Annotated in this window: 19 protein-coding genes; 5 read left to right on the top strand and 14 right to left on the bottom strand. The window is 73.6% G+C overall.

Going from position 1 to position 20,071, the window contains the following annotated elements; genetic code table 11:
* Positions 1-28: 28 nt before the first annotated feature.
* The 5 genes from NITAL_RS07805 to ispF form a co-directional block, all read right to left on the bottom strand.
* On the bottom strand, positions 29-2,056 hold the full coding sequence (locus NITAL_RS07805; RefSeq protein ID WP_052665524.1) for a S9 family peptidase: 2,028 nt from the start codon (positions 2,054-2,056) through the stop codon (positions 29-31).
* A gap of 120 nt (positions 2,057-2,176) precedes the next feature.
* Entirely contained in the window at positions 2,177-2,836 is a 660-nt protein-coding gene (gene sigH, locus NITAL_RS07800) for an RNA polymerase sporulation sigma factor SigH (protein ID WP_245617670.1), read from the bottom strand.
* Between the two features lie 172 nt (positions 2,837-3,008).
* On the bottom strand, positions 3,009-3,797 hold the full coding sequence (rlmB, locus tag NITAL_RS07795; RefSeq protein ID WP_052665523.1) for a 23S rRNA (guanosine(2251)-2'-O)-methyltransferase RlmB: 789 nt from the start codon (positions 3,795-3,797) through the stop codon (positions 3,009-3,011).
* Entirely contained in the window at positions 3,794-5,227 is a 1,434-nt protein-coding gene (gene cysS, locus NITAL_RS07790) for a cysteine--tRNA ligase (RefSeq protein WP_052665522.1), read from the bottom strand. Before cysS ends, rlmB begins: the two co-directional genes overlap by 4 nt.
* Before the next feature lie 99 nt (positions 5,228-5,326).
* Positions 5,327-5,806 carry a 2-C-methyl-D-erythritol 2,4-cyclodiphosphate synthase gene (gene ispF / locus NITAL_RS07785; RefSeq protein WP_052665521.1) on the bottom strand — a complete coding sequence of 160 codons (480 nt, stop codon included), beginning with the start codon at positions 5,804-5,806 and terminating at the stop codon, positions 5,327-5,329.
* Positions 5,807-5,972: 166 nt separating this feature from the next.
* Between ispF and NITAL_RS07780 the strand changes: the two genes are divergently transcribed.
* On the top strand, positions 5,973-6,692 hold the full coding sequence (locus tag NITAL_RS07780) for a hypothetical protein (RefSeq protein ID WP_157041697.1): 720 nt from the start codon (positions 5,973-5,975) through the stop codon (positions 6,690-6,692).
* 4 nt (positions 6,693-6,696) lie between these two features.
* Here the strand turns inward: NITAL_RS07780 and NITAL_RS07775 are convergent, their stop codons facing one another.
* The 8 genes from NITAL_RS07775 to NITAL_RS07740 form a co-directional block, all read right to left on the bottom strand.
* Positions 6,697-7,404 carry an IspD/TarI family cytidylyltransferase gene (locus NITAL_RS07775; RefSeq protein WP_052665519.1) on the bottom strand — a complete coding sequence of 236 codons (708 nt, stop codon included), beginning with the start codon at positions 7,402-7,404 and terminating at the stop codon, positions 6,697-6,699.
* Positions 7,401-8,456, bottom strand: coding sequence for a PIN/TRAM domain-containing protein (locus NITAL_RS07770; protein ID WP_052665518.1), 1,056 nt, complete (start codon positions 8,454-8,456; stop codon positions 7,401-7,403). Before NITAL_RS07770 ends, NITAL_RS07775 begins: the two co-directional genes overlap by 4 nt.
* A gap of 62 nt (positions 8,457-8,518) precedes the next feature.
* Complete coding sequence (locus NITAL_RS07765; RefSeq protein WP_052665517.1) at positions 8,519-9,010, bottom strand: CarD family transcriptional regulator; 492 nt, start codon at positions 9,008-9,010, stop codon at positions 8,519-8,521.
* A 536-nt stretch (positions 9,011-9,546) separates the two neighbouring features.
* A complete protein-coding gene (gene disA / locus NITAL_RS07760; protein WP_052669518.1) occupies positions 9,547-10,611 on the bottom strand; it encodes a DNA integrity scanning diadenylate cyclase DisA in 1,065 nt (354 codons plus the stop codon).
* A 41-nt stretch (positions 10,612-10,652) separates the two neighbouring features.
* Positions 10,653-12,296 carry a DEAD/DEAH box helicase gene (locus tag NITAL_RS07755; protein WP_052665516.1) on the bottom strand — a complete coding sequence of 548 codons (1,644 nt, stop codon included), beginning with the start codon at positions 12,294-12,296 and terminating at the stop codon, positions 10,653-10,655.
* A 1-nt stretch (position 12,297) separates the two neighbouring features.
* A complete protein-coding gene (locus tag NITAL_RS07750) occupies positions 12,298-13,200 on the bottom strand; it encodes an HhH-GPD family protein (protein ID WP_211262266.1) in 903 nt (300 codons plus the stop codon).
* A gap of 158 nt (positions 13,201-13,358) precedes the next feature.
* Positions 13,359-13,622, bottom strand: a complete 264-nt coding sequence (locus NITAL_RS07745) for a GlsB/YeaQ/YmgE family stress response membrane protein (RefSeq protein WP_052669516.1) — start codon at positions 13,620-13,622, stop codon at positions 13,359-13,361.
* A gap of 170 nt (positions 13,623-13,792) precedes the next feature.
* Positions 13,793-14,416 (bottom strand): iron dependent repressor, metal binding and dimerization domain protein, encoded by a 624-nt coding sequence (locus NITAL_RS07740; RefSeq protein ID WP_052669515.1) that lies wholly within the window; start codon positions 14,414-14,416, stop codon positions 13,793-13,795.
* 174 nt (positions 14,417-14,590) lie between these two features.
* On the opposite strand from NITAL_RS07740, the gene NITAL_RS07735 reads away from it, so the two are divergent.
* From NITAL_RS07735 to NITAL_RS07720, 4 genes are all read left to right on the top strand, one after another.
* Positions 14,591-15,412, top strand: a complete 822-nt coding sequence (locus tag NITAL_RS07735; protein WP_052665515.1) for a HugZ family pyridoxamine 5'-phosphate oxidase — start codon at positions 14,591-14,593, stop codon at positions 15,410-15,412.
* Positions 15,413-15,507: 95 nt separating this feature from the next.
* On the top strand, positions 15,508-16,344 hold the full coding sequence (locus tag NITAL_RS07730; RefSeq protein ID WP_052665514.1) for a metal ABC transporter ATP-binding protein: 837 nt from the start codon (positions 15,508-15,510) through the stop codon (positions 16,342-16,344).
* Positions 16,332-17,207 carry a metal ABC transporter permease gene (locus NITAL_RS07725; protein WP_052665513.1) on the top strand — a complete coding sequence of 292 codons (876 nt, stop codon included), beginning with the start codon at positions 16,332-16,334 and terminating at the stop codon, positions 17,205-17,207. The genes NITAL_RS07730 and NITAL_RS07725 overlap by 13 nt, the downstream gene beginning before the upstream one ends.
* Positions 17,208-17,249: 42 nt before the next feature.
* Positions 17,250-18,374 carry a metal ABC transporter substrate-binding protein gene (locus tag NITAL_RS07720; protein WP_052665512.1) on the top strand — a complete coding sequence of 375 codons (1,125 nt, stop codon included), beginning with the start codon at positions 17,250-17,252 and terminating at the stop codon, positions 18,372-18,374.
* Here the strand turns inward: NITAL_RS07720 and NITAL_RS07715 are convergent.
* Positions 18,371-19,843 carry an endonuclease/exonuclease/phosphatase family protein gene (locus tag NITAL_RS07715; RefSeq protein ID WP_052665511.1) on the bottom strand — a complete coding sequence of 491 codons (1,473 nt, stop codon included), beginning with the start codon at positions 19,841-19,843 and terminating at the stop codon, positions 18,371-18,373. The two genes, NITAL_RS07720 and NITAL_RS07715, sit on opposite strands and share 4 nt — an antisense overlap.
* Positions 19,844-20,071 lie beyond the last annotated feature (228 nt).

Below are 20,071 nucleotides of genomic sequence, written 5' to 3'. Positions count from 1 at the left end.
CCCTCCTGGTCCCCCGGGGCACGGCAGCCTACAGAGGTGTCCCGAGGCCTCCGTCAGCGGCCGGCGCGCGGCCAAGGTGCCGCGCGTGCCAGTCGAGGACGATCTCGAAGCGCTCCACACGGTGGCGCGGCGTGCCCGAGCGGGTCAGCTCGTGCCCCTCGTCGGGGAAGCGGACGAACTCGGTGGTGACCCCCGCGGTGACCAGGGCGGCGAAGTACCGCTCGGCCTGCTCGACCGGGCAGCGCCAGTCGGCGTCGCTGTGGAGCACCAAGGTCGGGGTGCGGACGTCCCCCGCGGTCCAGAGAGGGCTGGCGGCGTGGTGCGGCGCCGGCCCGTCGGGCAGGGACGCATCGAGGAACATCCGGTCGAAGAACGGCCCGATGTCGGAGGTGCCACCGAACGACCCCCACTCCAGCAGCCCTCGTTCGACGATGGCGCTGGCGTACCGGTCGTCGGCGGCGATCAACCGGGCGGTCGCGTAGCCACCGTAGGACCCGCCGACGACGCCGACGCGCGCCCGGTCCAGCTGCGGGTACCGCGCGAGGGCAGCATCGACCGCGGCGGCCAGGTCGGCGATGTCGACCGGCTCGGCGGTCGGCCACGCACCCACGATGGCCCGGGCCCAGTCCGTGCCGCGGCCGGACGAACCGCGCGGGTTGGTGCCGACCACCAGGTAGCCGGCACCCGCGCCGACCTGGAACTCGTCGAAGAAGTGGTCGCCGTACTGGGAGGTCGGCCCACCGTGGATGTTGAGCAGCAGGGGCACGGATGCGGGTTCGGCGTCGTCGAACCCGTCGGGCAGCACGCTCCAGGCGTCGATCTCGGCACCGTCGCGCTCGAAGGTCCAGCGCTCGGTCTGTGCCAGACGCACGGCCGACCGGAACGACTCGCCGAGGCAGGTGACGGGGGTCTCCACCCCGTCCCGGAGGACGAGGAGATCGCCGGGGGTGTCCACGTCGGTCCAGCAGATCGCCAGGGTGCGCCCATCGGGGTGGACGTCGACGCCGCTGACGGCACGCGCCCCGCCGAACAGATCGGTGACGACCGGCGGGTCGTCGCCCGTGGGGTCGGCGACGTGCACCAGACGCGTGGTGCCTCGGTCCTCGAGCGGGGTGACAAGACCCCCGGCCACGGCCCGCGGACCGGGTGGCACGACACCAGGGACACCGGGCAGCACGTCCCGGTCGAGGTGGCCGGTCAGGTCGCGCAGCGCGGTGGTCGGCCCGGCGCCGTCCGGAACCTCGACCAGGCGCGCGACGCCGGGCCACAGGAACGGGTCGGACAGGCCGGCAGCGAGCCGCACGCCACGCCCGTCCACGCCGACCCACGACCAGCTGCCGACCGGTCCCCAGGACACCTCGCCGATCGTGTCCTGCGCCGACGGGGCCGGGACGGCGATGGCCACGATCTGGTCGTGTGGCTCGGTGTCGGGGACGTCGGTGGCCCGGGTGATCGCGAGCACGGTGCCGCCGTCCGCCGTCCAGGCCGGCGCCGCCACATCGTCCCGGAGGTCGGTGAGCGGTCGGACCCGGGGCTCGTCCGCGTCGAGGTCGTCGACCAGCCACAGTTGACGCCGACGCTCGTGGACCCACCCCCCGCCCTCGACCCGGTAGGGCAGCCGGGTGAGACGGCGGGGGCGACGGCCGCGCTCCTCGGCGTCGAGGTCGGCCAGGTCGTCGATCCAGGTGTCGCCGACGAGGACGATCCGGCTGCCGTCGGGCGCCCAGGCGAACCCGCTCACGCCGCGGGGCAGCTCGGTCACGAGGCGTGCTTCGCCGCCGTCGGCGGGCAGGAGGGCGATCTGTGCGTGCGCGCCCTCGTCGCCGGACGTCCGCAGGAACGCGAGGGTGCGCCCGTCTGGGGCCCACCGCGGGTGGGCATCCGACGGGCCCCTGGTCAGCGCTCGGGTGTCGCTGCCGTCCCACAGGTGCAGGCTGTGGTGGTAGCGATCCTCGTCGAGGTCAACGCGGGTGACCACGAACGCGAGCCGTCGACCGTCGAGGTGCCACCGCGGGTCCGACGGCGTCACGAGGTGGCGAAGGTCATCGGGACGCACGCGGGCTCCGGGAGCGGCGACGGGGGCGCCGCGACGCTACCGGGCGACCATGGCGCGAAGGCGGACCCGCCGGCGCTGCGTCACCCAGGCGGCGAGCGGTCACGTCCGGCCGCTGCGGGGCTACGGGGCACCGGGGCCGACGTGGGGCTCGAGCTTGCGCTTGATGCGCTGCAGCGCGTTGTCGATCGACTTCACGCGGCGCCCGAGCAGGTCGGCGATCTCCTGGTAGGTGCGCCCCTCGACGTACAGGGTGAGCACGTCGATCTCGAGACCGGACAGCACCTCGTCGAAGGCGGTCTGCAGGCGCCGTAGCTCGTCGGAGGCGACCAGCTGTTCGAGCGGGTCGGCGGTCTCCTCGGCGGCGACGGTGTCCCCGAGGGTGCGGTCGGTCTCACCCTCGTGAGGGCGGTCGAACGACACGTAGGAGTTCAGCGGGGCGTGCTTGTGACGCGTGGCCGTCTTGATCGCGGTCAGGATCTGCCGCGTGATGCACAGCTCGGCGAAGGACCGGAACGAGGCGCCGTGGCCCGGTGCGTAGTCGCGGACGGCCTTGTACAGGCCGATCATGCCCTCCTGCGCGGTGTCCTCGCGATCCCCGCCGATCAGGAAGTAGGACCGAGCCTTGGCACGGGCGAAGCCGCGGTAGCGCTGGAGCAGCTCGGTCATGGCGCGGTCGTCCCCGGTGCCGACGAGCGCGACCAGTTCCTCGTCGGTCCGCGCGTCGATGGTCTGGTGCGCCATCGTGCGGCGATCCGCGGCCGTCCCTGGTGCTCGCGTCACGCCGCTACTCCCTGGTCCGGTGATGGTTCCGGCGGACGGGCTGACCCCCCAGCTACCGGCCGGTACCCGACTCCCACCTAGCAACGAGCGGTGGAGGGGCGAGGTGCGTGCGGCGCTCGGACCGCGCCCGGGAGTGCGGTCCGAGCGCACCAACCGGTCCGCGGGGCGCCTCTCAGTCCTCGGCGGGCCCGTGCGCGTCGCGTGCCGTGCGGACGGCGTAGAGGGCGACACCCGCCGCGACCGAGGCGTTCAGCGACCCGACCCGACCGCGCATCGGCAGCGCGACCAACTCGTCGCACGCCTCGCGGGTGAGCCGCGCGAGCCCGGCTCCCTCGGCGCCGACGACCACGACCAGCGACTCGGTCAGCAGCCGGCTCGCCCCGATCGGCCCGGGCGCGTCACCGTCGAGCCCGACCGACCACACGCCGTGATCGCTCGACAGCCGCTGCAGGGTCCGCACGAGGTTGCCGATGGGCACCACCCGCAGGTGGGCGAGGGCGCCGGCCGCAGCCTTCTCCGCCACGGGCGTGACCGACGCGCTCCGCCGACCTGGCACGAGCAGGGCGTGCGCGCCGACCGCCTCGGCGCTGCGGGCGATCGCGCCGAGGTTGTGGGGATCGGTGATGCCGTCGAGGCAGACCAGCAGGGCAGGCTCGTCAGCACGTTCCGCCACGGCCAGCGCCCCGACCAGGTCGCTGTAGGGGAACGGCGGCGCGGTCGCGACCACACCCTGGTGCACCAGGTCCGGGGCCTGCCGATCCAGCTCCTCCCTGGGGACCCGTTCGACCCGCACGCGGGCGTCCTGGGCCAACGACAGGATCTCGTCGACCACCGGGTCGGGGTCGCGAGAGTCGGCGACCCGGACCATCAGCACCGGCCGCCGTGCGCGCAGCAGCTCGCGGACGGGGTGGCGACCCACCACGAGCCGTTCCTGCCCGTCGCCGCGGAGCGGCCGGCTCACGCGTCGGTCGGTGTGCCGTCGACGTACCAGCGCGGTCCGCCGGGACGGTCCTCGACGACGACGCGGGCAGCAGCGAGCTGGTCGCGGACCGCGTCGGCGGCGGCGAAGTCCCGGTCCGCGCGGGCTCGTTGCCGCTGCTCGAGCAGCTGGTCGACCAGCGGGGCGAGCTGACGCTCACGGGCCGCTGCCTCTTCGAGCGCCACGGACAGCGCCAACCCGAGGGTCCCGTCGGCGAGGTCCACCAGCGCGTCGGCCAGCGCGGCGACCTCGGCCCTGGCCTCCTCCTTGCCGGCCTCGGCGCGGGGCAGCACCTCGTTGCCGGCGGACACCAGCTCGTGGAGCGCCGCCACGGCCTGGGGCGCGTTCAGGTCATCGTCCATCGCGGCGGTGAACGCCGTGCGGTGGCGCTCGGCGGCCGCGGCGTCGGGAGCGACCTCGCCGGCAGCACGTCGTGCCGAGCGCAGGAAGGTGGTCAGGCGCGCGTGACTGGCCGTCGCGTCGATGAGCCGCTCGGTGTCGAAGGTCAGCGGCGAGCGGTGGCTGGCCGACAGGTACCACAGGCGGAGCGGGCCGACGCCCCACTGCGCGGTCGCCTCGGCGAGGGAGACCACGTTGCCGATCGACTTCGACATCTTCTCCTCGCCCATCCGCACCATGCCGTTGTGGACCCAGTTGCGGGCGAAGATCCCGCCGTGCGCGGCCTCGTGCTGGGCGATCTCGTTCTCGTGGTGGGGGAAGACCAGGTCGAGCCCACCGCAGTGGATGTCGAAACCCTCACCGAGGTGCTTGACCGCCATGGCCGAGCACTCGATGTGCCACCCGGGGCGACCGTCCCCCCACGGGGACGGCCACGACGGCTCCCCCGGCTTGACCGACTTCCACATCGCGAAGTCGAGCGGGTCCTCCTTGCGGTCCGCGTCGACCACGTCCTCACCCTGCTGCATGTCGTCGATGCGGCGACCCGACAGCTTGCCGTAGCCCTCGAAGGTGCGGACGCGGAAGAAGACGTCCCCGTCGACGGCGTAGGCCTTGCCCTGCTCGATGAGCTCGGCGATCAGGGCCTGCATCTCGAGCAGGTGACCGGTGGCGAGGGGTTGGATGTCGGGCGGCAGGACCCCGAGCGCCTCCATCGTGCGGTTCCAGCCCTGCGTGTAGCGGGTGGAGATGACGGCGGGCGGGACCTTCTCGCGGCGGGCGCGCAGGATGATCTTGTCGTCGATGTCGGTCACGTTCTGGACGAAGGTGACCGCGTAGCCGCTGGCGGCGAGGTGGCGGCGCAGCACGTCGGTGACCACCGCGAGACGGCCGTGGCCGACGTGGGCCTCGGCCTGGACGGTCGGCCCGCACACGTAGACCGACGCCGCCCCTTCGATGCGCGGCTCGAAGGGCACCTCGGCGCGGCGCAGGGTGTCGTACAGCTGCAGGCTCAACGGTCCACCACCGGTGTCGTCAGTGAGCGACCCACCTCACGGGCGGACGCGACCCCCGAGGGTAGTGCCGACAGCGTCCCTGCTCGCGACGGGCGACCGTCAGGACCGTTCCAGGAGGACGGTGGCCCAGGCCGCCATCCCCTCTCCGCGGCCGAGGGTGCCGAGGCGGTCGGTGGTGGTGAACTTCACGCTGACCGCGTCGACCGTGGTCCCGAGCACCTCGCCGAGCCCCGTACGCATCGGCTCGCGGAAGGCCGCCAGGCGGGGCCGCTGGGCGACGACGGTCACGTCGAGGTTGCCGACCTGCCACCCCTCGGCCCGAACGCGGGCGGCCACCGTCGCGAGCAGCGCCATCGAGTCGGCACCGGCCACCTCGGGGCGGTCGACCCCGAACCAGCTGCCGAGATCCCCGAGGGCGAGCGCGCCGAGCAGCGCGTCGGCGACCGCGTGGGCCAGCACGTCGGCATCGGAGTGCCCTTCGAGCCCCGGGCCGTCCGGGATCGTCACCCCCGCCAGCACCAGTGGCCGGTCGCTGCCGTCGTCGAACGGGTGGACATCGAGCCCACTACCGATCCGCACGCTCGCTCCTCACGGGGGGTCGGACCCTACAGGAGCGCTCCGGCGTTCACGCTCGTGCCGAGCTCGGCAGCACGTACCGGCCGATGGACCCGCCGCCATCACCACCGTCCACAGCCGACGGTCACCTCCCACCGGCGCGGTCTGGAGGCGGACCTACCGTGCCCCGTTGTCCGCGCACACCGGAGGTGACACCATGGCCGTCGACGAGCGCCGCCGGCGTCAGCTGCACGCGCAGCTCACGCAGGCCGTCGGCGCGGAGGCCACCGAGACCATGTTCGAGCTGCTGCCGCCAGCGGGCTTCGAACCCGCGACGGCGTCCCAGGTCGCGGACCTGTCAGCGCGCATGGATCGCGGGTTCCATCACCTCAACGGCCGCATCGACGGGGTCGAGCAGCGCCTCGACGGCGTCGACCAGCGCCTCGACGGGGTCGAGCAGCGTCTCGACGGCGTCGACCACCGCTTGGAGGGCGTCGACCAGCGCCTCGACGGCGTCGACCAGCGCCTCGACGGCGTCGAGCAGCGTCTCGATGGCGTCGACCACCGCTTGGAGGGCGTCGAGCAGCGCCTCGACGGCGTCGACCAGCGCCTCGACGGCGTCGAGCAGCGTCTCGATGGCGTCGACCACCGCTTGGAGGGCGTCGAGCAGCGTCTCGATGGCGTCGACCACCGCTTGGAGGGCGTCGAGCAGCGTCTCGATGGCGTCGACCACCGCTTCGATGGCTTCGAGGTCCGCCTCGAAGCCCAGGTCGACCGGCTGACGGCGGTGTTCCGCCAGGAGCTGCTCTCGGCGGTCACCGGCCAGACCAGGGCGATCCTGCTGGCCGTGCTCACCACCCTCGTCGGGACCGCGACCCTGGCGCTCGCCTTCGCGCAGCTCACCGGCTGACGTGTCAGGTCGCGGACGCCTCGCCACGCGCGAGGGCTTCGGCGATGACCAGGTCGTCGGGGTAGGTCACCTTCAACGCCCGCGGTGAACCGGGGACCCAGACCACGCGCCCGTCGAGTTCACCGGCGGCCAGGCGCGCCTCGACCAGACCGAGGTCGTCGGTCGCGCTCGCGCCTGCCACTCCCACGGCGCGGATGACCGCACGTGGGAAGACCTGCGGCGTCTGCACCGCGACCACGCCGGCACGGTCGAGCGTGGCGACCACATCGTCGCCGTCGACCCGCTTGAGCGTGTCCGCGACCGGTAGTGCTGGCGCTGCCGCCACCACATCGCCGGTCACGGCCCTGATGGCAGCGGCGATGACCTCGGGCGGGGTGAAGGCCCGGGCGGCGTCGTGGACCGCCACGAGGGTGACATCCGGTGGGAGGGCGTCGAGGCCGGCACGGACGGACGCCGAACGGTCCTCGCCGCCAGGGGCCAGGATCGACGTGTCGTGCAGGACGGCGGCGAACGCGTCCGCCTCGCTCGGGGGGTGCACGACCACGATGGTCGCCACGCCAGCCCGGCGGAGCCCGTCGACGGCGCGGGCGACCAGCGTCCGACCGCCGACCTCCACGAGCGCCTTCGGCACCCCACCGCCGAGCCGTTCGCCGCGCCCGGCGGCGACCACCACCGCACCGACCTGTGCCCCGGCCGGATGCGCGGCGGTCACGTCTCGTCCCGCAGCACGCCGAACAGCATGCGTCCCTGCCGCCCCGTGACGATCGAGGTCACGTCCACCGCTGCCTCACGGCCGATGGCCGCAGTCGCGTCGTCGACCACGACCATGGTCCCGTCGTCCAGGTAGCCGACGGCCTGGCCGGCCTCGCGTCCCGCCTTCAGCAGCCGCACCGTCAACTGGTCGCCGGGTAGCACCGGCGGCCGCACCGCGTCGGCCAGGGCGTGGAGGTTCAGCACCCGCACTCCACCGACCTCGGCGACGCGAGCCAGGCCGCTGTCGCAGGTCAGCAGCTGTGCCTGCCGCTGTCGTGCGATGGCAGCGAGCTTGGCGTCGACCTCGGCGAAACGCGGCATGTCCTCGTCGGAGATCTCGACGACGACCAGTGCCTCGTCCTGCAGCACCCGGAGCAGGTCGAGGCCGCGCCGGCCCCGTCGCCGGACCTGCTGGTCCCCGCTGTCGGCCAGGCGCTGGACCTCCTCGAGCACGAACGTCGGGACCACCAGCGTCCCCTCGAGGAAGCCGGCCCGCGCCACCTCGACCAGGCGCCCGTCCACCAACGCCGAGGAGTCGACGAGCTTGACCCCACCGCCACGCGACGGGGTCGCCACCTCGAGCCGACCGCGCATGCCGATGAAGCGTCCGAGATCGGCCCCGCGCGACGCGCCGAGACGTGCACCGCCGTAGGCGAGCACGAGCACCACCAGGAGCACGACGGGCACGGTGTAGCGCTGGTAGGGCAGCAGGAGGACGGGGAGCAGGACCGCGACCCCGACCAGCCCGGCGACGCCCGCCCCGAGGCACGCGGCGACCAACTGCGCCGCGGAGACCCGTTCGAGCCGGGCCGCGGCGGTGTCGACCTGCCGCACGATCGCCCGGCCGGCGGCGCCGCCGAGCACGTAACCGACGAGCGCACCGAGGACCGAGGTGATCAAGCGCACCGTCTCGGGCGTCGGCCGATCGACGAGGTCGTCGAGGCCGCCACCCACCGCGTAGCCGCCCGCGGTCAGCAGCAGCACGATGCCGAGGCGCAGCAGCTCGGACACGAGCGCAGCGCTGCGGCTCCCGCCGCCGGAGCGGCGCGGCGCGACGCCGACGCGGCCGTCGGTCAGACCTGCGCCTCGGCGAGGGTCTGCTCGACGAGTTCCTCGGCCTTCTCCTCGTCCTTCTTGATCGCGACCGCGAGCTCGGACAGCAGGATCTGCTTGGCCTTGGTCAGCATGCGCTTCTCGCCGGCCGAGAGGCCCTTGTCCTTCTCGCGGACGGCGAGGTTCCGCACGACCTCGGCCACCTGGAAGATGTCGCCGGAGCGCAGCTTCTCGTAGTTGGCCTTGAACCGCCGGGACCAGTTGCCGGCTGCCGCACCCTCGGGCTCACGCAGGACGTCGAGGACCTGCTCGACCTCCTTCTTGGAGACCACGTCGCGGATCCCGACCTCCTCGCAGGCGTCGGCCGGGACCATCAGCGTCAGATCGCCGTAGGTCAAGCGGAGGACGAGGTACTCGCGCGACTCCCCCTTGAGTTCTCGGGCTTCCTTGCGCTCGATCACCGCTGCGCCGTGGTGCGGGTAGATGACGGTGTCGCCGACGCTGTACGCCACTTAGATCGCTCCTGCAGTGCCCGCGAGCGGGCGTCGAGGTGGTCACCGTCGACCCGGCGGAGGGCACCCCGGACGGCTCGGCGGAGCGAGCAAGGGGAGCGACCACACGGAGTTCACGGCACCACGGCGCGTGCTGGATGAGGCTCGACCGTACCACACGAGCTCCCTCGACGTCGATGCGCGCGGTGGGCGGAACCGCAGGTCACGGGGGGTTTTCCGGACCACGGCCACCGTCCGAACGGACGTAGCGACGCCGCGGACGAGGTCCCCCGGGGACCGAGGAGCACGCACGGCGCAGATCGGTCGCCGGTGGCGCGGACGAGGTCCCCCGGGGACCGAGGAGCACGCACGGCGCAGATCGGTTGCCGGTGGCGCGGACGAGGTTCCCCGGGGACCGAGGAGCACGCACGGCGCAGATCGGTCGCCGGTGGCGCGGACGAGGTCCCCCGGGGACCGAGGAGCACGCACGGCGCAGATCGGTCGCCGGTGGCGCGGACGAGGTCCCCCGGGGACCGAGGAGCACGCACGGCGCAGATTCAGACGTAGCGCTCGAGCAGCGACGCCTCAGCGAGCCGGCGCAGGCCCTCCTGGATGGAGCGGGCACGCGCCGGTCCGACGCCCTCGACCTCGCCGAGCTCCTCGAGGGTGGCTTCCATCGCCCGCGGCAGGGTCCCGAACCGCTCGACGAGCCGCTCGATGACCACCGCCGGGAGGCGCGGGATCCGCGACAGCAGCCGGTAGCCCCGCGGGGTGACCCCCCGGTCCTGCGCGTCCGGGTCGAGCGAGAGCACCTCGGCGACCCGCGAGGTGTCGAGCAGCTCGTCGGTCGACAGGTGGGTCAGGTCCTCGAGCACCCGCGACAGCTTGCGGCGCCGGTCGGCCAGGTAGTCCCGTACCAGCAGCTCGCGGTCGTCGGCGACCGAGGCGATGAGTTCGTCGAGCTGGAGACGGATGAGTCGACCCTCGGAGCCGAGCTCGACCACGTGGTCCTCGACCTCACCGGCGATGCGACGCAGCATCTCGGCCCGCTGGAGGCACAGCAGGGCATCACGCACGCTGACCGCATCCTCGACCTCGCGCGCCGAGAGGGTGGCGGACACCTCGTCGAGGCGCGAGCGGTACCGCTCCAGGGTCGACAGGGCCTGGTTGGCACGCACCAGCAGCGCCGAGACCTCCTCGACCACGTGCTTGCGGTCGCCGAGGTACAGGGTGACCATCCCCATCGACTCGGAGACGGTGATCACCGGCGCGCCGGTCTGACGGGCGGTCCGCTCGGCCGACCGGTGCCGCGTCCCGGTCTCGGAGGTCTCGATCCACGGGTCCGGCACGAGGTGGACGTTGGCCCGCAGGATGCGCTCGCTGCCCTCGTCGAGAACGAGCGCGCCGTCCATCTTGGCGAGCTCGGCGATGCGCTGGCTGGTGGCCGCGATGTCGATGACGAAACCGCCGGAGACCAGCGGTTCGATCTCGGGGGTCCACCCGATGACCATCAGGGCGCCGCGTCCGGCGCGGATGATGCGCTCGATCCCCTCGCGGAGGACCGACCCGGGGGCGAGGAGGACCAGGACGGCGCGCAGCTCGTCGTCACGCGCCAGGTCCACCACGCCGCACTCCCCTTCTCGCGCGCGTTCGCCGCGCGAGACTAGCGCTCGAAGCGCACGCCTGGCCCGAACTGCCCGTCCGGGAGGACGGAGGTGGGAGCGAGGAACGCAGCGACCGCGGCGGGGTCCGCGGCCAGATCGAGCCGCACGACCTCGCGGGCCACGTCCCGGACGTCGTCGAGGAAGTCGGCGTGCCCTCCCCGTGCCGGGTCCTCGGCGGTGTCCACCGCGTGGGCGAGCAGCAGGCGGGCCTCGCGCCCGTCGGACTTGACCCGGAGGACCCGGCCGAGCCGCTGGACGAGCTGGCGGCGCGTGCGGAAGGTCGCGAGCACCACAGCCACGTCAGCGTCCGGCACGTCGACGCCCTCGTCGAGCACCCGCGGGGCCACGACCACGTCGACGTCACCCCGACGGAACAGCGCGAGGCGGATGCGGCGCTCGTCGGCGGCGAGGTCGCCGTGCACGGTGCGGGCCTCGCGGCCGGCCCGTCGCAGCAGCACGGCGGCCGCCTCGGCCTGATCGACGGTGTCGGTGAACACCAGGGTCCGGCGGCCGGCGAGCTCGGCGGCGACCGCGGTGCAGACCTCGAGCTTGGCCGCGGCCTGCGCTGCGACGTCGCGACGTTCACGCACGCGGACCAGGTACTCGCGGCAGGCGGCGACGTGCGGGCCGGCCCGGCCGGTGCGTTCGGCCTCGGCGACGATGGCCGCCACCGCCTCGAACCGACGGCGCGGGTCCCGCGACATCCCGTGGACGCCGACCAGCTCGCGGTGCAGCTGCTTGACCCGCAGGTCGGCCCGGTCGTGTCGGATGCGCTCGTCGGCGGTCAGCGGGACACCGACGAGGCCGAGCCGGAAGGGGGCGACGGTCCCCTCGGCCACGGCCCGCGCGAACCCGTACCGGGTCACCACCTCGCCGAAGTACGGGGCGAGGACGTCGTCGACGCCGTCGTCGGCGCGCTCGTAGGTGGCGGTGAGGGCGAGCCGGAGGGTGAACTCGTCGCGTAGCGCGGCACCCCAGGTCGGTGCGCCGTAGCGGTGGGCCTCGTCGGCGATGAGCACACCGGTCGCGCCGGGAGGCAGGTCGAGGGGGACGGCCGCCGCGGAGTGCGGGGTGGCCACCACCACGTCGCAGGCGAACAGGTCGTCGTCGTGGCCGCCGCCGAGCCGCCCGACCCGCCGCTCCGGCAGGGCCGATCGCAGCTCGCGGACCCACTGCTCGAGCAGCTCGAGGGTGGGGACGAGGACCACGCCGCGCCCCGTGCCCCCCGAGGCGCCGACCACGCTGCGCAGGACGGCGACGGCCAGCCGCGTCTTGCCGGTGCCGGTCACCGCCTCGACCACACCCCGGCAGCCCGCCGCCGACCAGGACGCGAACGCCTCGACCTGCCAGTCCCGGAGCGCGAGCGCATCCAGGGCAGCCCGGGTACCGCCGGCCGCGTCGGTCCCGGTGGCCACCGGATCGGCCGCGGATCGGGCATCGGCGGCCGCGACCAGCGACCACCGGGGGCGCCTCGGGTCCTGGTCGTCGCAGGTGAACCGCGCGCCGGCGTGCAGCGCCTTCTCGACCGCCGCCCGGGACACCCGGGGGCCGGCGCGCCGCTTCGCGGCCTTGACCAGGTCCGGGACGGTGCCCTCGCCACCGAGCTCGGCGAGCGCATCGGCCACGACGTCCTCGAGCAGCACGTCAGGCGGGCAGTGCGAGCTGGCCGTCGGCGTACTCCGCGAGCCCGTCGCTGACGAGGCTGTCGGCGGCCCGTCGGGCACGGTCCGGATCGTCCGGCCAGCCTGCCGCGTCGGCCAGCCGGTCGAGCTCGACCGGGCCCGTGCGCAGGCACTGCACCAGGCGGCCACGGCCCTGCCGGTCCGACCCTTCGAACCGGGACTGGCCCGAGGAGGTGCCGGCGCTGCCGTCGGCGGGGTCCGGGTCGTCGTGGCCGCGCTGAGCCCAGGCGCACCGTGCCGCTACCGGACACTCGCCGCAACGGGGCGCCCGCCGCACGCAGATGGTGGCGCCGAGGTCGAGCACCGCCTGGTTCCACTCCCAACCGCGACCGAGCGGGACGAGCTCGTCGGCGTGTTCCTGCACCTCCCGGGCGGTCAGTCGACCTCCGGCGACCGCTCGCGCGATCACCCGCGCCGCGTTGGTGTCGACCACGCCGTGGTCGCGCTCGAAGGCGAACACCAGGACCGCCCGGGCGGTGTAGGGGCCGACCCCTGGCAGGGCGAGCAGGCCGTCGAGGTCCTCGGGCAGGCGGCCACCGTGCTGCTCGGTGATCACCGTCGCCGCCCGGTGGAGGTTGATCGCACGGCGGTTGTAGCCGAGGCCGTCCCACGCACGGACGACCTCACCGGGCGCGGCGGCGGCGCAGCTGGCGGGGTCCGGGAAGCGCTCGAGGAAGGCGAGGTAGCGCGGCTGCACCCGGGCGACCTGCGTCTGCTGGAGCATCAGCTCGCTGACGAGCACGGCCCAGGGGTCGCGCGTGCGCCGCCACGGCAGGTCGCGCCGCGTCCGCTCGCTCCAGGCGAGCAGCTGCTCGGCGAGGCGGCGGTACGGCGGCGCGGCCAGTGGCCCCGTCGTCGAAGGCAAGCGCGTGACCCGATCGGTCCGGAAGGGACGCCGAGGCTAGCGACCCCCGTCGGGGCGCAGCCTCGCCCACCCCCGCCGACGGGACGTGCGGCGCTTCGCCAGCCGCACGTCGGCAGGCGCGGCGGGCACAGAGCAGCTCCCGCCGCGCCTCCGACCCGTCAGCGACGGCTCGAACTGGTGTTCCCGGTGGCCTGCAGGATGATCAGCACGATGATCACACCCACGATCGATCCGAGGAACCCCGCGGCGGACAGGTCCAGGTTGCCCTCGAACACGAGGGACGCGATCGTCCCACCGACCACCGAGCCGACCATCCCGAGGACGGCCGTGGCGAGGAAGCCCATCTTCTGTCGGCCGGGCATGAGCAGCCGGCCGAGGTAGCCGGCGATGATGCCGAGGATGATGAAACCGATGATGCCCACGTCACGCTCCTGTCGTCGTCGGGCGGCGGCACCGCCTCGGACGACGTTCATACGCGGACGCGCCGCGCTCGTGGCGACCAGGCCTGCGCCACCCGGTCACGTCCTCGGCCGGATGGACGCACGAGGTGGAGGCCGTTCGGGAGGTGACGGCCACCGCCGTTCGGCGAGGGTCAGGCGGGGGTGACGAACACCAGCTTGGCCTCTTCGGCATCGAGCTCGACCTGCTCGCCGTCGTGCTCGAGGGTCACCGACCCGGGGCCGCGAGCGACCTCGACGGTCGTCCCCGACCAGATCCGGCCCGCGTCGAGCTGCTGGATGACGTCGTGGTCGCGCTGCAGGTGCTCGGAGAAGTACCGGATCGTCACGGCACCCTCCGCGGCGTCCGCCAGGCTCACCGGCTCGTGCCCGTCGGGGGCCGACCCGGGGATCGGGTTGCCGTACGGCGAGGTCGTCGGGTTGCCGAGGAACTCGAGCAGCTTGGCCTCGACCCGGTCGGAGATGACGTGCTCCCAACGGCACGCCTCCTCGTGGACGTGCTCGCGTTCGAGACCGAGGACGTCGACGAGCAGGCGCTCGGCGAGGCGGTGCTTGCGCATCACGTGCTCGGCACGCTCGCGACCGAGTTCGGTCAGGGTGATGGTCCGGTCGGCGCCGAGCACGGCGAAGCCGGCCTGCTCGAGGCGTGCAACCCCCTCGGAGACCGCCGGTGCCGACAGCCCGAGCCGCTCCGACAGCCGCGCCCGCAGGGCCGTGACACCCTCCTCCTCGAGCTCGAGGACGGTGCGCAAGTACATCTCGACCGCTTCGCTCGGTTGGTGGTTCACGGTCTTCCTCCAGGCACGCCGTCGCGAACGCTCGAGGGTAGCCGAACCCGTCTGGACTCGGTCCAGATCCGGACCGCCTCGGGCTCCGACGCCCGGCCGCCAGCGCCTACGGTGCCCCCGTCCGCCGCCGACCAGGAGCCCCGCGTGAGCGACGACCCGCACAGCCGTGGTGGGCCCCCGACCTACGTCCACGAGGGGGCCCGGACGCCCTCACCGGCGGAGCGGGCACGGACCCTCGTCGCGGGGCAGGTCGACGGCACGCTCAGCACGCTGGCCATCGACCCGGCGGGTTACCCGTTCGGATCGATCGTGACGTTCGCCCTCGACGACCGCGGCGCGCCGCTGGTGCTGATGAGCACGATGGCCGAGCACACCCGCAACCTCGACCAGGACGACCGCGCCTCCCTGCTGGTCACCGAGGGCGGGGACGGGGCCGGTCGCCTCGCTGCGGCCCGCGCCACCCTCGTCGGCCGCGTCACCCGCGTCGCCGAGGCGGACCAGGACGCGGCGATGGAGGCCTACCTCGTCGTCCACCCGGGGGCCTTCTGGGCCCGCTTCCCCGACTTCGCCGTGCACCGCCTGGACGTCGAGGCCATCCGGTACGTCCGCGGCTTCGGCGAGATGAGCTGGGTCGACCCCGCGGGGTACGCGTCGGCCGAGGCCGATCCGGTCGACGCAGCGGCACAGGAACGCATCGTCACCCACTGCAACGAGGACCACGCCGACGCGCTGGCGACCATCGTGGCCGCGTTCCTGCCGGTCGAGGGCGAGGTCACCGGGGTCACGATGACCACCTGTGACCGGTACGGCTTCGAGGTCCGCATCGACCTCGCACCGTCGGAACCGGGTGGCGCCAGCGGCCTCGCCTTCGGTCGCCTCGGTTTCGACGGGGTGCTCGACGAACCCGGGCAGGCCCGTGGCGCGATGGTGCGCCTCGTGCAGGCAGCGGAGGCGGCCCAGGCCTGATCGACACCCCCGTGCACCTGGCTCGACCGATCCCGACCCGGAACGAGCACGGGCCCCTACCCTGCTGTTGTTGCGAACCAACCGCAGGAGCTCCCGTGCCCGCCACGTCCGCCGAGGGCATCACCTTCTCGGGGCTCAGTGCTGGGTACCGCGGGACCACCGTCCTGCGCGACCTCACGTGGTCGGTCCCGCGCGGCGCCCTCGTCGGCATCGTCGGGCCCTCGGGGGCGGGCAAGACGACGCTGGTGCGCACGCTCACGGGCCAGGCGACCCGCCACGGCGGTGAGGTCAGCGTCCTCGGGGACCCCGTCGGCGAGCGTGGCTCGCCCCACGTGGGGTACGTGCCGCAGCTCGGGAGCATCGACTGGGACTTCCCGCTCGGGGTCCGCCAGGCGGTCCTGCTCGGCGCGACCGCGGGTTCCCGGTGGGTGCCGTGGTTCTCGCGCGCCGAGCGGCGGCGAGCCGACGAACTGCTCGAGCGTCTCGGCCTCGGCGCGCTGGGCGACCGGCACATCCGCGAGCTGTCGGGCGGCCAGCAGCAGCGCCTCTTCCTGGCCCGCGCGATGGTCCGGCGCTGCGAGGTGCTGCTGCTCGACGAGCCGACGAGCGGCGTCGACCTCGCCACACGCCACGACATCCTCCACCTGGTCGCCGAGCTGTGGCAGGACGGCATGACGGTCCTGATCACCACCCACGACCTCAACTGGGTCGCGGCGCAACTGCCCCGCATCGCGCTGCTGAACGGCTCCATCCTCGCCGACGGCGCTCCCGACGAGGTGCTGACCGAAGCGCTGGTCGAACGCACCTACGGGGCCCGGATGCGGGTCCTCCGCGACGGCCGCCGCATCGTGGTCACCGACGAGCATCCGGTGCTCGGCCCGCGGCGCGAGGACCACGGCGAGGCGGCGGGAGGTCGGGCGTGGAGCTCCTGACCGAGCCGCTCACCTACGGCTTCTTCACCCGTGCGCTGCTCGCTGCCGTGCTCGTCGGGGGCGCCTGCGGAGCGATGAGCACCTTCGTGGTGCTGCGGCGGATGAGCTACATCGGCCACGGGCTCGCGCACAGCGTCCTCGGGGGCGTCGCGGTGGGTGCAGCGCTCGGCTACGGCATCTACCCGGGTGCCGTGGTGGCCACGCTGCTCAGCGCGGTGCTGATCGATCGCGTCGCACGTCACCGCGGCCTGCACGCCGACGCGGCCATCGGCACCGTGACGACGGCGATGTTCGCCGTCGGCATCGTCGCGGTCAGCGTGAGCCGGACCCCGGGCATCAACACCGAGGCGATCCTGTTCGGCAACGTGCTCGGCGTCACCTCGACCGACCTCTGGCTGGCCACCGGCGTCGCCGTCACCCTCGCCGTGACCCTGTTCGTGCTCTACAAGCCCCTGGTGTTCGTCACCTTCGATCCACAGGTGGCGCGGACGTCCGGCGTCCGCGCCGGCGCCGTCGAGGTGCTCATCAACGTCCTGACCGCCGGCGTCGTGATCGCCTCCGTGCGGGTGCTCGGGGTGCTGCTGGTCGCGGCAGCGGTCGTCATCCCCGGGTCGCTCGCCCGCGTGCTGACACGCTCGTTCCCGGTCATGCTCACGTTGGCCACCGCCGCTGGCGTCGCCTCGGGCGTCGCCGGGCTCTACGTCTCGTTCCACGTCGACGTGCCGAGCGGCGCGGCGATCGTCCTCGTGGCGACCGCCCTGTTTGCCGTGGCGCTGGTGGGCACGGGGGCCGCGACCCGACGTGCGGTGCGGCACGCCCGCGAGGGGTCACCTCACCTGGCGGGGACCAGCCCCAGCTCGTAGCCTGTTGCGAGCTGTTCGCAACAGAGACGGGAGCTCCGACCGATGAGGTACCAGCGCTGGGCGACCGGGCTCGCGATCGCCGCCATGGCCGTCACCGTCTCCGCGTGCGGCGCAGCCGGTGACGCAGACGGCGACGCTGCCGCCGCGGCGCCCGATGGGGCAGCCGGAGAGACGGACGGCGGATCGCCCGCCGACCTGGCGACCGGCGACGACGAGGCCGACCCCGCGGAGGAGCCGCCGGGCCCGGAGCTACGCATCGTGTCGACGGTCGCACCCATCGCGGACCTGGTGGCACGGGTGCTCGGTGACCGCGGCGAGGTCCACACCCTCGTGCCGACGGGGATGGACTCCCACACCTACGAACCGCGCCCGAGCGACGTCGTGCCGCTCAGCGACGCCGATGCGTTCATCGGCAACGGCCTGGACCTGAACCCGGCAGCCGTGGCGCTCGCCGAGGCCAACCTGCCGGAGGGCACGCCGCTGGTGCTGCTCGGGGAGGAGGCGCTCGACGAGGACGCGCTGTCCGACGAGCACTGGCACGACGACGACCACGGCCACAGCCACGACCACGACCACAGCCACGACCACGACCACAGCCACGGTGGCGTCAACCCCCACGTGTGGACCAGCGTGCCCAACGTGCTCGCGTACGTGGATGTGATCGAGGCCACGCTCACCGGGCTCGACCACGATGGCGCGGACGGCTACGCGGCCCGCGCCGACGCCTTCCGAGACGAGCTGACGGCCCTCGACGAGGCCATCCAGCGATCGGTCGACAGCCTCGACGAGGACCGCCGCAAGCTCGTGGTCTACCACGATGCGTGGACCTACTTCGGCCGGACCTACGGGGTGGAGGTCGTCGCCGCCGTCCAGCCGAGCGACCACGCCGAACCGTCGGCCAGCGACGTGCGCGCCATCATCGACCAGATCCGCGCGGAGGACGTGCCGGCGGTGTTCGGGGCCGAGGAGTTCCCGACGTCGGTCGCGGCGACCATCGCCGACGAGACCGGAGCCACCTACGTCGGCGACCTGGCCGACGACACCCTGCCGGGTGAACCCGGCGATCCGGAGCACTCCTACGTGGGGATGATGGTCGAGAACGTCCGGCGCATCGTCGAGGCGCTCGGCGGGGACGCGAGCCCGCTCGCGGCGTCGACGCCCGGCTAGGACCGGCGGCGGATGCGGCGTGCCTCGAGCAGGAGCGTGAGCAGCAGGAGCCCCACCAGCGGCCAGAACCACCCGGGCGTGCGCGCGTGCTCGGGCAGCCGCGGGCTCGAGGCATCCGCGTCGTTCAGCGTCAGACGGATCTGGCTCACCACGCCGGCGTGGTCGGTCGGGAGGCAGACACCGCCGTCGCGGATCACCTCGCCCTCGCCCGACGCCCCCGCCTCCTCCAGGCGGCGGGTGGCGGCGGCGGTGTCCGCGATCTGGTCGGGGTGGTCGCAGTCCCAGACGTCCTCACCGTCGGGCCACCGGTTGCCGATGATCAGCGCGTCGACGACCTCGGCGACGTCGCGCACGAGCACGTGGTCGAGGCGGTCGGTGAAGCCCCACGGGTTCCCCCGCTGCAGCGCCGCCTCGAGCCGGGTCGGGTCGGGTCCGGCGAGCAGCGCGTTGGTGCCCCAGGTGAAGTGCTCCGGGTCGTCGACGTCGGGACCGGCGTCCTCGAACCCCGCCTGCCGCAGCTGCCAGTAGGCGTTGCAGCTCGCGTCCGCGGTCAGGGCGGTCGGATCGTCCACCTGAGGATCGCACGCCTCGGACGCCTGCGGCTGGCCGGCGGGGTTGGCGTCGTCCGCGCCACGCGGGTCGCGGGGGTCAGCGTTCAGGTCGCCGACGATGATGGTCGGCAGCTGCGTCTGGTCCAGGTCGTCGATCAGCTGACGTGCCTGCCGCGAGGAGTGTGGTTCCTCGCCCGGGTCCCACAGCGATTCGAGGTGGGTGGTCACGAACCGGGCCGTGCTGCCTTCGATGCGCAGGTCCGCCCAGGCGTAGCCGCGGTCGATGGGCATGACGACGGGCACCACCGAGTAGCGGTCCCGGAACTCGCTGGTGCCGACCGCACGCAGTCCACCGACGAGGTCCTCACGGATCAGCAGCGCGTCCCCGATCGCGAACCCGCACGTCGCCGTGTCGCGACCGAACAACGGCTGGAACGTGTCCGGGTCCTCGACCGTCGACACCGGCAGGATCGGGATGCTGTAGCCCACGTTCTCGGCCCGGTGCCCGTCGAGCTCCGCGATGACGTAACCCACGCCGGCGTCACGGGTGGCCTCCAGGAACGTCTCGGTGAAGTCGTAGACGACCTGCGACCGGCCGATCCTCCCGGGGCGACACCGCCAGGTCGTCGCCTCCTGCAGCCCGATGACGTGCGGCTCGTGGCGGGCCACCTCGGCGGCCAGCGAGGGCACGCGGGCATCGATGTCGGTCGCCGCGACCTGCTCCCACATCGACTGCGCCGCGGCACCGAGGTCGGGGAGCAGTTCGAGCGCCAGCCCCACGTCCGCGCCGAGGTAGAGGTTGCGCGCGAGCACCGTCACGACCGGACCGTCGGCCCCAGGGGACGCGTCGTCCTGCGTCTCGACCTGCGCGGTGGCCGACGTCACCGTGAGCGCGCCGACCGACAGCAGGAGCACCACGCCGAGCGCACCTGCCCGACGTCGAGCGCCACGACCACGTCGTGCTCGCGCCACCACACGCACCACCCACACCTCCGCCCCCGGCGGAAAGCTAGCCGGGACCGCGAGCTGAACCGCCGTGGACGGCGTCGGACTTGACACCCGGGGTGCACGCGAGGAACCTCCTCGGTTCGTTGGTAACCGTTCCCACAACCGTTCCTCTTCCTGCCGCGCCACCGCCGTCCTCGG

It is taken from the genome of Nitriliruptor alkaliphilus DSM 45188 (genome assembly GCF_000969705.1).
GTDB lineage: Bacteria > Actinomycetota > Nitriliruptoria > Nitriliruptorales > Nitriliruptoraceae > Nitriliruptor > Nitriliruptor alkaliphilus.
Note: the sequence above shows the minus strand (reverse complement) of the source record. Positions and strands in the feature narration are given on the sequence as shown.

Excerpts from the sequence above, each read along its gene's own strand:
- NITAL_RS07740 (WP_052669515.1), bottom strand. The coding sequence starts at position 14,416 with ATGTACTTGCGCACCGTCCTCGAGCTCGAGGAGGAGGGTGTCACGGCC.
- NITAL_RS07720 (WP_052665512.1), top strand. The coding sequence starts at position 17,250 with ATGAGGTACCAGCGCTGGGCGACCGGGCTCGCGATCGCCGCCATGGCC.